The following is a 13382-nucleotide window of genomic DNA, read 5'->3' as shown; positions in this document are numbered from 1 at the left end:
CCTCTTGCTGCCACAGGTCATCCTCGAAATGCCTGTCACAGAAATTATCGTGTCTCACTTAAGGGGTGCAGTCCAGCCCACTAAATCATGCAGCCTGCTCCCGTCCCATGCAGCTCAATCCTTGAATTGACAATGGCCTCCTTTCAATCCACGTCAACGAGCCGGATCATAGCCACCCGCGAGGTCGAACAAGTCGATCCAGCGAGCCCGCTTCAGACAGTGAGCGGGATCGGTGCATAGATCTCGATAATTTGAGCTGACGCATCCGGCGGCCGGCGCTCGCCGAAAACCCGCGAAGCATCCAGCTTCTCGCTGCCGTCCTCGGCGGGGAAGAACCACTTCCACGGATCCTTCTTCCATTCGTCGATCTTGCTCTGCTGGACCTCCGGATTGCTGAGACGAACGGTGAGAATGCGCCCGATGAGTTGCTTCTGATCTGACAATTTCGGCGCCGCGTTGCCGAACCAGGACAGCACCACGGCCTTCACCGCGCTATCGTAGCCGGCCGCGGAATCGTAGAGACCGACGTAGGCCTCCTCATCGGTGCCCGCGACGCTGGCGATGCGCTTGGTCAGGAGCAGCAAGTTGACCAAGCCTTGATCGGGCTTTCCTGCCGTGCGACGTCCCGCGCCCGTCAGGTCATTGCTTGCTAGCCAAGCGAACCTATTGCCACCGGACTTGAGCAGCAATCTCATGTTCGAAGTCGGGTCGACCGACAGCGACAGCGACGTCAGCGGAACCTTGCTGGCGCGAACGGCTTCCGCGTTCGGCATGAATTGGGTCCATCGGCCTTCGGTGGCCTCCGAGACCTGGAGAGCAGCACTGACGCGCTTCTCGCCGATCGATACTCCCGTCTGGGATTCGACAACGAAATCGATTTCGAGCTCGGCCTTCGAGCTATCCTTCCCGTCGACGAACTTTGCGTCGTTGAACCATTGACCTTGCCAGGCGATCCGCCATGCGCGGCCTTTCGGTTTGACCAGGACGAGGATTTCATACCAGGCATATTGTTGCGGCTCGTCCGGCGGGACCCGAGACAGACGTCGCACCGCAAGGACCCGCAAATCGAAGGTCGGTTCGGCGACAGAGAAACTGTCGCTGACGCCGCCGCCGATCATTTGCACCGTCCAGGATTGACCCGACCATGTGGCCTGAGCCACGACCTCGGCCTGAGGCGGCGTTTTGCCAAACACAAGCTTGCCTGCCGCCCTGAATTTCAGGACGGCGTTGTTCGCCGTCGCGCCGATCGCGTGCAGTGTCGCGGATAATTGCGGCGTGGCGGATGTCACGGGTGTGGCTACGGACTTCGTCCAATAGTCGCGGGTCACTTCCGGCACGATGTAGCGGCGGAACACCAGCTTGCTCATCCACCATGCCGTCGGGTCCGCGGCAGCCAGGGCCGGGGCACGGACAATGAACGAACTGTTGAGGTAGAGACCGGTGGCCGTGCCGGTATCGAAGCCGTGCCCGAGTGGGCCGGCGACGTCGAGCGGGACAGCCGTCTTCAGGGCGTTGTGGTCTGGCGTCACGCCTTCCTTCTGGCCGAGGCCATAGGTCCGCAACAATGGATCGGGCCCGATTTCCGCCGCGGCCCTGGCGACGGTGGTATTGGGAGCGATCATCAGTCTCTTGCGATAGGCGGTCTCGACCTCCGCCAGCATCCACTCCGCAAGGCCCGCATGCTCGAACCAGGCGCCGTCGACGACAGCCAGCACACCAGCCACCGGAGATACATCGTCGCCTTCCCGCAACGCGCGCGTCAGCGGAATCAGCGCCCGAATGCCAGGCTTCGGCACCGCGTCCGGCTGCTTCGCCGGCCGCAACAGCCGGTACCAGGGCGTCGTCCACTTGCCGCTGGGGCTTTTCCATTGCGCGGCCTGCACCGCAACAAGCTGGCGCGCTGCCGCGTAGGCCGCGGCATAGCGGTTCGCGGCGATGACCCGGAAGCGCATATAGCGGGCGGTGTCCTGCCGGGCCGGCGAGCGTAGCGCGATGCGCGTCGGTTGCGGCTCACTGGTCGCTGTACTCGCGACCGATACGATCCTCTCGTTGATCGCAACCGCGACGGTTTCGTTGTCGAGCGTTTCATCGAGGCGCTCGGCGAAGCCTTCGACGTCCCACAGCAAGGCAAATTCGGAAGGCGATGGCGGTTCGGTGGCCCCGGGGTTCTGGGGATCCTGCGTCGGGAACCTGTTCAGATCGCGCGCCGCTGAAAACGGGAACGGCGCGAGGGGCCGGCCGGTCCATCGCCATGCCTGCGAGCCGACGGTGATATCGCCGACCGCGTCCATCGCAACAGACGGCGCGCGCTTGAAATCCAACCGCATGTCGCCGGTGTGCTCGTCGAAATTCACCGACACGTCGCCAACGATGCTGCCCTCGATGGCTGCCGCCAGCTCTGCATCGGAAGGCAGTCGGCGCGACGCCGCCTCGACCGCAAGGGCATGCATCGCAAACAGGCGGTATTTGGCACCGCTGCCGCTCGAAACCAGCACCGGGCCGGTGCCGTCGTGCAGCGCGGCCTTCTCCAGCACGACGCTGTCAAAGCGGCGTTTGCCGGGCGCCACCGGGTCGCTGAACAATTCGTCCGGCACGGCGGCAAACAAATGCACGACGACGACATCGCCCGCCGCAACCGAGATCGTTCTGGTCGACTTGTCGAAGACCGGCTTCGTCACGTCCTTGTCGACCTTGCACGTGAAGTCGATCGGCTTGCGCTTGTCCGCGAACGGCTTCTTGGGATCCACCGCCGACTCCCACGTCCACGACCAGTCGATCAGCTCGGGCTTGAAATCCGCGACCGTCTCCTTGGGCAGGGCGCCGTTGCGGCGAACACGGGTCACGGCGACGGCAAGTGCACCGACCGCGGGATCCTGCAGATCCAATGTCGCCCTGATCGCCTCGGCTTCCTTGCGGAGCGCGTTCGCCCTGCTCGCGTTTTCGTTGGCCACGGCTTGGCCAATCTCGGCTTCCTTGTCATGCAGCGCGAAGACCTGCTGCTGGTGATAGACACGCAGCGCCTTGCGGAAGCCACGCAGCCTTGTCCTGTTCGGCTCGGACAAGGTGGCTTCCTCCAGCGCGATCCAGCGATCGAAATCCTCCAGCGGCGTCACCGGCGCACTCACGGTCAATTTCAGCTCACCGCAATTGATCGTTCCGGGTTTGCTGAGCAGCGGATTGCCATCGCCATCGGCGAGCAGCAGCGCCGTCTTCAGCTTCAGGGCGCTGTTGGGCAGATTCGCGCGCGTATCCCATGGCGTGACGGCTCGCGCCGGAACCAGGATCTCCTCCGCCAGCGGCTTGACCGCCTTCGGCAGGACCATGGGATGGAACGCCTGTCCCTGCTTCTGGGCTTCATCGACGACCGGTGCGACGTGCAGCGCCCCGATGCCGGTCTGCCGCAAATACGAGAATTGGCGCACGAACGCGCTGCCGGCCGGAAACGGGTTCTTCAACTTGGCCGGGTCCAGGATCGCCGGATAGTCGTCGCGCCGGATGATCTCCGGCAACGCGCCATGATTGGAGATGCCGAACGGCGCCACTTCGTAGGTCGCGCCATAGGCCAGGAATGGCAGCAGCGTTTCCGCCGGCGGCGTGTCCTGGACCACAGGCTGGAATAGCCGCAGGATGCGCGGCGGCGGCGCAATGCCGGGCTGGTCCTCGATCGGCGCGTCGGCCAGACTGTCGCCGACGATCGGCCGGTTGTCGTACATCACGATCGCCTGGGGCATCTGGCTGGTATAGGCGACTGGGAGCGCACCCATCACCGTCTTCGGCGCGGTTTCGAACGTCACCTCGGTGGCGCCGGTGCCGTAGCCCCGGTCCGGATTGATTTCACCGAATGTCGCGGTGAGGCAGCGCCAATCGTCGGCAGGCTGCGATCGTCGCATCAGCACGCCGAACCCGGCGATGTCTTCATTGAAGTCGGGCGACGCACCGGCACCGACCACGAGGCGGTCGATCTGCAGCGCGATCGGCTGGGCATCGGCGGCGAGATCGCCTTTCAGCAGCGTGGTCCCGACCCCATCATGCTCGGGCGTCCTGAACCAATTGGCGAGGCGGTCTTTCACCACGCCATCAATGGCGTGGGCGATATCGGCGCGCGCGCCGGCCGGCAACTGTGCCATGCGTCCGTGCTGATCCTGATAGGTCTTCTCCAGACCAAGCGCCGTGCCCTTCGCTTCACAAACCGTGCCGAGGACATAGGCGGTGATCGCTTCCCGGATATTCCCCCGCAATGCATCGATGTCCGGCACCTTCGGATCGGCCGCTTTTTTCCAGATCCCCTGCTCGTCGAGCCAGGGCAGATCGACATTGGCCTTTCGCAGCATCGCGACCAGCCTCAACCCCCGACTTGTCAGCGCTTCGAATGCGTCGCGGGCGGCGGCAAACCAGGTCTCGAGGCCCGGATTCGCCCGGCGCCACAGTGCGATCTGGAGCGCCGCCGCATTGTCCGGCAAGGCCGCTGCATCGACCACCCGCCGCAGCGCCGACGGGTCGAAGGCACCGACGGCGGCGGGGTCGATCGCGACACGCGAGGCGATCGCGCTGACAAACGCTTCGCCCGTCGCCGGCAATTCGAGCGCCGGCCCCAGCACGCCGGCGAGGATGTCGAACCATGGCGCAGCATCGCCCGCGCCGGTCCCGAAGCCCTGGCGAAATCTGCGATCATCCTCGCGGACCGCATCCGACAACGCCTTTGCGGCGGCCGCATCGAGCGGAGACCCCGTGTTGTAGTCCTTCACCGCCCAATTGACCTGCTCGATCATCGCGGCATGGGCGGGTGAGCCGTTCGGTCCTTTCAGGACGTCGGTCGTCGCATAGGCGATGCAACCCGGACCGACGATGTCCCGCAACGCGAGGAGAGTGGCATCCGTCATCAACCGCGCGCCTCTCGCACGGCCAATATTCGCGATGGCAGCCGTGAGCCGAGAGCCCGTCGCCTTGATGTCATCTTCCATGGCCTGCAGCAGCAGGCGCGGCAGGTCGAAGGCATCGGCCATTAATTCTGGAAGATTGGCCAGCCAATCCTCGAAGCCGACGCCGTCGCGGCTATCGCCCGCCTTCCCGTCGTAGCGTCGCGCGACCCAGAGGGATTCGCGTTGAAGGAAACTAGCGCTGCCGGTCAGAACCTCGTCGAGATCGATGGCGCGGCAGATCACCTCGATGGCGTGGCCGCCGAAATCGGATTGGTAGGGAATCGTCGCGACGATGTTCTGATCCTGCAGCTTCCAGGAGACCGCATCGAATTTCGGCTCCAGCCACACGGTCGTGTTGCGCGGCTTGAATCGGGGGGCTGCCACCACGAGACGGCGCTTGCCCCGGGCCGGGTTCACAGCGCTCAACTGAACGAACCGCACCAAATTGAGACGGCCATGGGGGACCGGTGCCGGGAGCGACGCGAGGCCGGCCATGAAGGCCTGATAGCGAAAGTTCGTGCCCGCATCGTCTGCGATTTCGTCAATGGGTTCGGCCCCGCCGTCGTCATCCCATCCGAACAGCTTGAACGGCTCGACCTTGGTGAACCTGTCGGTGTGAGGCCCAGCGGACACGAGATCCGCGAGCGCCGCATGGAGCAGCCCGCGAAGCGCCGTCTCGGAAAGCTCGAAGTTTGCCTGCCTGGACCCATCGGCAAGGGTGGGGATGGGAATCGGCACGGCCGTCACGCCGGCCGGATCGCTCGCCAAAGGTATCGTGCCGCTGTCAGCGGCGGCCCACAGAAACGAGAAGCCGAGCTCGCCGCCGATCCAGGGGAACAGCGGTCCCACGTCCTGTCCAAGATCATCGAGATAGCTGTCGAACCCGGCCTGGTCGGGCTTCGGCAAGGCCTTGCCGCGGACCTTGGCGAACAGCGCCACGAGTGCGGCATCGGTCTCACCGGTCGACAGGCGTATCGCCGCGCCGGAAAGCCGGGCGCCGATGATGGGCTTCGCGTGATCGCTGGGAGCACGCAGGAGGTCGCAGAACAGGACGAACTTCATGGCTGGCTCCCGTCAGGCGAAATTGTCGAGATGATGCGCCGGCGCCGCAGACGCCATGCTGGCGCTGCTGCCACTGCCCTTCCTCAGGTAGTAGGTGACGCCCTGGCGAACCTTGATCTGGCAGCACCAGCAGATCTTGAAACTGACCTCGATGGTGCCGCGTCCGATCAACGAGCCGTCGTCCTGGTAGATCAGTTCCAGCAGCAGATAGAGACCGATGTTGAAACGGCCGAGGATGACGATTCCGCCGCGCACCATGAAGATCACGGCGATCGAGAAGCTGTTGCCGCTGCCGCTCTCGAATTCCACATAGGCCCCGACCATCACGAAGACAAAGCCGCGGCAGGGGCCGAAGGCGAAGTCAAGGCCAAGGCCGGCGGTCAGGCCAATCGAGACGGCGCTGGTCAGCTTGCCAGTGGAAGGGAAGTATTTGGCGCGCGTCTCCAGCCACCCGCCGCCGACGAGAATCCAGACCCGCAGGATGAAGGGCTCTTTCTTGAGACCGAGCGCCAGCGTGACCCCGAGCGCGAAATCGCCCCGCTTGCCGCCGCTGCCCTTGATCAGCAACAGCTCGAACGAGCTCGAGAACCGCAAACCGGTGATCGAGAACGCTCCGAACGACAACGGCGGCATCGGCAATTCGATCCGCGCCGCGAGCCCCGACGGCGTGCCGTTGTCTTCCAGCATTTCGAGAAAGAAACCGGAATTCGGATCGCTGAACGACTTGATCAGATCGGACAGGAACTTGATCGCCTTGTCGAAGCGGACGCGGCTCGGATCGATATCGACATTGAGGCCGCCACCGTTCTCGAAGAATACCCGGGTTCGTTCCAGAGTGACCAGCGGCTGCCCGCTGAAAGCAAGCTCCCAATCGCCGATAACCTCGGCCTTTGTGGTGCGCTTCATGACTCCGTCGAGGCCGACCACGATATCAGCCAGCGCGTCGAAGCCCGCATCGACCGCCGAGAGCTTGAGCGGACCGAACTCGAAGATCTCCGCCCGCTTCGGGAAAGGCGCCTTGGCCTCAGCCTTGGCCCATGCGGTGAGGCTTGCCTTGTCGAAGCCGTGAGTGACCTTGACCTTGTCGTTCAGCACCGGCAGGCGGATGTTCTTGAACAGATTGTCGAGCTTGAGGCCGCCGAGATCGGGAAACAGCTTGCCGAAATCGTATTTCTCCAGCTCCTTCGGGATCAGCCGCTCCAGGAATTCGCCGGTCGGCACCCGGATTCCCAGGGCCTTCAGGTCGTCGCCCAGCCGGTTCATCAGCCCGACCACGGGAGAGCTCTTCACCGCATCGCGCGCATCGTCGAAGAAATAGGCGATGCGGTCGCGGTTGAACTTGAGGTTCGGCAGCAGCGGCGACGAGCCTGCGGCGCGGATCAGGGCCAGCGTATCACTGGGGTTCTGGAAGCTCGGCGCATTGGCGAGGCGTTTGTAGCCCTGCTCCAGCACCCGGATGTCGTCCGCAAGCCCCGGTGGAATCCTGTCGCGTAGACCATGGACGATATCGTCGGCCCCCTTCCGGAGCGCTGCAGATGCGTCGGCAATCGCCGCGGCGAGTTGGCCGGCGTTACCCTCGAGCTTGCCAATAGCGCCATCGATGGCGTCCACGAGCTTGGTTTCGAGATCGCCGAGGGTGACATTCGCGCCGTTCGCCGCCTCGTCCAGCGCGGTCCTCAATTTCAGCTCCTGCTGATCGATGCTGACACCGACTTCATCGAGCATATTGCCGACCACGGCCAGCACATCGCTGGCGCCCTGATCGACTTTGGCCCGCAGGCTGACGGCGATCTGGCCCAAAGTGTTCAGCTGAGCTTCCACTTGTCCCTTGATCGCGGGAATGCCGGACGCAGCGTCACGGCACAGTCTGTGAATTTCGGTGACCGCGCCGTCATACCTGGCTTCGAATCCGGATCCGAACTCTGCGAGCGCCGCATCGGCGGCGGCAGCCAATCGCGCTCCTTCGTCCGTCAGGTTCTGCATGTCCACAGCGACGACGCCGATCTCGGCAACGGCACAGTCGACGGCGGTCACAACTGCGGCCCGAGCCTGCTCGATCGTTGCCCCCAGCTTGGTCATGTCCGCGACGGTCAGACGATGCGTCTCGTCGAGCTTGCGGCGAATACGCGTCAGGAACTCGGTCACGGTTTCGGCCTTGACGGCAAACAGCTTCGAGTCCTTGATCGCCTTCGGCAGATCGCGGCGTGCCAGCCGGTCCGCGGCATCGAGCGCCTCTATCGCTCTCGCGTGATACTCCTCGTAGAGCGTGACCAGCGATCGCCAGTCGACATCAGGAATTCTGCTCTTCAGCTCCGCGGCGTCCCGCTTCACGGCGGCATGCGCATCGTCGATGTCACGGCGCAAGGTCTTGATGCTCTGGTCGAGTCGCGCGAGACCGTCTCCGACCCTGTTGATGGCGCTGAAGATCGTCAGCCGGACCGGTGCCAGGGTTTCCTCGATCCGGTTGGCCAGCACTTCGGCCTGGTCGGCATTGACGCCGTCCAGGAATTCGTCGAGCCGTCCGCTGACCGCGTCGAGTTCGCGCGACAACGTATCGATGCGCGACAGCAACGCCTTCTGAATCTCCATCTTCAGCCGGGCCTGAACCTCCTTGCTGGCGTCGGTCCAGCCGGACTTCGCGCCATCGAGGTTGGCTTTCGCGCGATCGACGGCCTGGGCAATGGTCTTGCGTACGGTTGCCGCCTCACGATGAACCCGGGCCTTGATCTCGCCGAGGCGATCGATTTCCGTGTTGAGGGCTTCCTCGATGTCCTCTTTGCTCTTTCCAGCAACGCTTAGCAGATTTCCCAGCGCCGTGCGGCCGATCGACAACGCTTCGCCGAGTACCCCTTCCAGCCGGCGTGCATCGCCCAGAATCCCTTCGAGCTCCCGGCGCAGCGACAGCGCCTGCGCGGGTGGTCCGCCGGCAGTATTGGTTGGCCCCGACCGCATCATGGTGACGGTTTCGAGCACTGCTCCGATCGGTTCGGCCTTGGTCCGCTCGGTCACCAGATTGGTGGCGGCATTCGCGCAGTCGATGTCGAAGGTGCAGCGCCCGAGCAGCGTATCGCGCATGATATCGTCCGGCGCCTTGCCGTCCGGCGTCGTCGGGTCCATGTCCGGCTCGCCCACCGGCGCCGGATGCGGCACGTTGATGAAATCGATGTCGGGCCGCGGCGGCCAGATGTTGGGATCATCGCCATCCTGCTTGCGCGTGGAGGTGAAGAAGACGAGCTGGCTCGGATTTCCGAAGCGGCCCGGAATCGTCGCCGCGGCGTCGGTCTGCGCCGCGGTCAGCTGCAGCCGGATGTCAGGCTTCGGATAGATGTCGGGGTCTTCCCCCTCCTTCCACAGCGGGACGATCCAGCCGTCCGGCACGTCGTGCCCCCAGCGGCTGTCGACCGGGATGCGGCGCGTGCGGAACAGGCATGCCTCCACGAACCCGCGCGTCTTCGGCGCGGCGCCCTTCTCCGGGTAGGCCCGTTCGGGCTGCAGGATATCGACATATTCCTGCACCTTGCGCAGCACCGGCCGTCCGAAATGCTGGCCCGCCTGCTGGCTGGCGAACTGATCCGGCGGCAGCACGGTGCGCTGGTAGACGATGACGTGCTTGGCCACGTTCCAGAACACGCCGATGCGCCCGATCCGCTCGACCGCGTAGGTATGGGTGCGGCCGAAGCTGGTGTCGGATACGATCCGCGTCTTGCCGTTGGCAAAGAAGGCGCGCACGAATCCCGAACCGCCCAAGGCGGAAAACGCCGGGTTGACGATCTGGCCGCGCGTGCTGACGGGCGGCATGCTCGAATCCGCCTCGATGACTTCGTCGTAGATGTTCCTGGATTCGAAACCCCAGGTCGCGCCACCCCTCAGCCCTGCGGATTTGCTGTCGGGTTTCCAGGGCTGCTGATCCATGTCGGCGGCGGGATCGCCGGCCTTCGGCTTGACCCGCAGCGTGAACGCGACCTTCGCCTCCAGCGCCAGCGGCTCGTCGCTGCCTTCGCGATAGGTTTCGAACAACGCGATGCGCGTGCCCCAGGCCTTGGTGAAGGATGCAGAGACACTGCGAAACCGGTCGTATAGTTCCGCCTCGACCAGCGGTTGCTCTGAAACCAGGGTCTTCTTCGTTTCAGTTTCATCAAGCAGCGACCGCGTGATGCCGCGCGGCCGTGCCGGCAGCGGATCGCGGATGCCACCGATGCGGGAGCCGAGTTCGGCAAGCCGCAACGACCCCGCCGTGAACCGCGACGCAAGCCCGTAGAGGAATTCGAACCGCGCGGTATTGAGCCCGGCGCCGGGGGCGCGTTGCCCGGCAAAGCCGAGCACCCGCCGCAAATTCCACGGCGCCTCCGCATAGCGCTGCTTGAAGTAGGACGAGCGCAGGTTCAGCCGTGCGGTGGTGCCGAGCCGGTAGTCGAGCGTCCGGGCGCCCGCTCCCTCCGGCGAGACCGCCGGCCAGGGCGCCCCCTTCTCGGCCGCCTCCCCGGTCGCCTGCGGCGGAAGGAAAAGATCGAAACCGTCGCTGATCCTGGCGATCTCCCACTTCGATCCCTCCAGCTCGGATGTCTGCCAATTGGCGATCTCACCGTCGTTTTCCGCAACATCGTCGCTCTCGAGCTCGAACGCCGGGACGTCGACCAGCGCGACCGTCATAGGCTCGGGATCGATGACGATGGTGCGGTAACTGGCCGCCTTCGCCTTGGTCGCTCGCCTTTGGAGCGTCAGGCTGAGGCGGCGGTTCCTGTTGTTGGCGGTGACCTCCTCGCCGCGCAGGAAGAACGGCGTGTCGATCTGAGCCGTGACCGGTGGCTGCGCAACATTGCCGTCGACGATCACGATCGGGGCCGCGCGCTGCAAATCGCCCGCGATCCGTTGCTCTCGCCTGATCGGCCTGTCGTTCGGATCGGTCGCTCCGCCGGATATCGCCCGCGCCAATTCCTCGATGACGGCATCAAACGCCTGCCCCGCGTCCGGAATCGGGTCCTGCGACCCCGGCAGGACGCCGGTCAGATCGAAATGGTCAATCCGCGCCGCGATGCGCGGGATCGCCTCGCCGTGACGCGGCAGCCTCGCGCGCCCTGGCCTGCCTTTCGGATCGCGTTCGGCACTTGAACGGCTCGCGCGCGTCGGATCGGCCGAGTCAAAGGTGACGTTGTAGCGGACCTTGATCCTTCCCTGATCGTCGTCGGATCTTCCCGCCGTTTGCGGATTGAACCCGTCCGGCACATCCAGATCCAGGGCTCCAATTCGAACCTTGCCTCCGGCTGCATCCTGGGTGAGGCGCTCGTCCGTCTCAATCGCGATGGTGATTTCAGGCTTTGCTGCCGCCTTCGTCCGTTGAATATCGAACCATTCGAAGCTTTCCTCCAGGCGCTGCCGCTCGATCGTGATCTTCAACCGGCGGCGGACCGCCGTGTTCGCATGCGTGATCAAGCCGGGAAATACCGCTTCCGCCGCGAACTCCACTTTCGACGCGGCGTCGGGACGAAATCCAATCAGGACGGGGTCCGCGATTTCCGAACGATTGCGGCCTTTGAGCTGCTGTACGACATCGAACAACAGCTCAAACGCCGGGAGCTTGTCGCCTGCCCCGAGCGGCTGAATATTCCCGATCAGCGGGACGAAGGAGAGATCACTCGCGTCGTCGGTGGTTCGCAACGCGTCGAGATAAGGCTTAGCGATCCGTTCGTTCCAAATCGTGGAAAATGCCGTGACGGGCACCGACCGCACCCGCATGTACCAATAGAACTCATTCGTATCCGCAGTTCCTGAAGCGGACGGAGACAGATAGGGGTCGTTGTTGACATCCTGAACCATCTCGACGTCGACATGCCCGTCGATTACGAGGCCATCTGCTCGAAATTCGCCATCGAGTAAGAGGTCGGCCTTGGCTTCGCCGGCAGTGCTCGCGCCAAGTCCGACAATCGCCGAGAAGCCAAGCGAAGAGGACGTGGCCGTCTGGGCGAAAGGTCGTATTCCCACCGGCTTGATACCCACGCCTCGCGGCTTGTCGAAGTTGAATTCGCCGGGTGCATGCTGGGGCTGAATAACGATGCGGTCCTTGAATTCGAGATTCGTCCTGTCGGAAAAACATCGGTCAAGAAGAGGATAGTGCGTGCTGTCGATGGTCCGACTCGCATTCGATCCGAACATGTCAAGTTCGACGCTTCTGACGGTCGACTTGTCGGTCAGCTCCTTGAGCGAGATGGCTTTGGGATTTCCCGCGCTGTCGACATAGTGCGCCGCATCCTGAGGCGGCGCATCGCCAGACTGGGTGCCTCCGGGACTCCAGCTCGCATATTCGGTCTGATATTCCTGGATCAACAGCGACCCATCAGCAGCGAAAGGTTGTGACGGAGTGATCGTGAACATGATCTGCGCCAGAAAATCAGGAACGCCCTTGAACTCCGGAATCTCGGGAAAGAGGATCGCCGGGAATGGCAAGATCATCGCGATCTGAAAGCGTCCGTCTGAAAGACGTTCCAGAACCGCATCGCTCGAGCGTATGACGGATCGCGGCTTGGTCAAATCGCCGTCGAAAAAACGGGCGCATTTGAAGCGCACCGCGGAGGTGAAGGCCGGTTCGAAGACCAGCGCGCCGGCAGCATCGGATCCGAACCGGATGACCTCCGACAGACTGTCGTTCTGGATCGTGAAGAACTGAGCCCCGAGCTTCTTGATCAGACCTGTCATTTTGCTCTCCGCTTCTGGACGCAACCGGCGGGCTGTACAGTCGAAACATCGGCTGCGACTGGAGCCCCGCCGTCACTCTCCGCCATTCAGGGCTCGCGCATCGCAAACGGCGCAACGTCGTCACGCTAGCCAGGCCGCAATTCCCAGGAGAAGGGGATGCCCGTTGCGAGCATCAGCCCTCCGATCGCGCATTTAACCGTGGCAACGCAATCGACTTTCGCAGCGAACCTTCGTCCTGGGGCAACACCCGTTTCGCAAAACGCCAGCCCTCGCAGGCGTCGTCGCTTTGCTGGATCGATCGATGACACGTGCATCGAGCGGCATATCACCGAGCCATATTGTTATGATCGCGCTACCGAAATGCTACACTCGGTTTATCGACTTCGTATAAACAAGTGCATTTTGGGATGAAGAACCAACACAGCACCAGCTGATGACACTGCCTCAAACGCTGTTTCGAAAGAAACCTCTTGCAATCGTTCATGGCGCCAAGCTCAACAGATGAACGTGACACTGTTGAAATCCAGTCCGTTATCCGCCGACGCCTCCCTTGTCGGCAAGGCCGTCGTCGCGTGAAGGTCCTTGCATGCTGAGGCGCCTCGACTGACGTTCGAGGCGAGAATATCGGACGGTCCGTCTTTGTCGCGTGAGTTAATCGTGAAATGTCAATCGGTCGGTCAGGACGCGCATCGTGATCCGGCACAGGTCTGC

At 63.5% G+C, this 13382-nt stretch carries 2 protein-coding genes; both read right to left on the bottom strand.

Annotation, left to right across the window (positions count from 1 at the left end; genetic code table 11):
• Window positions 1–212: 212 nt before the first annotated feature.
• Window positions 213–5858 (bottom strand): hypothetical protein, encoded by a 5646-nt coding sequence (locus QW881_RS27135; protein WP_316159244.1) that lies wholly within the window; start codon window positions 5856–5858, stop codon window positions 213–215.
• A gap of 135 nt (window positions 5859–5993) precedes the next feature.
• Window positions 5994–12671 (bottom strand): hypothetical protein, encoded by a 6678-nt coding sequence (locus tag QW881_RS27130; RefSeq protein WP_315759594.1) that lies wholly within the window; start codon window positions 12669–12671, stop codon window positions 5994–5996.
• Between the last annotated feature and the right edge of the window lie 711 nt (window positions 12672–13382).

The sequence above is a fragment of the Bradyrhizobium sp. SZCCHNS3016 genome, assembly GCF_032484535.1.
Taxonomy (GTDB): Bacteria; Pseudomonadota; Alphaproteobacteria; order Rhizobiales; family Xanthobacteraceae; genus Bradyrhizobium.
This window is presented reverse-complemented; position numbering and strand designations above follow the sequence as displayed.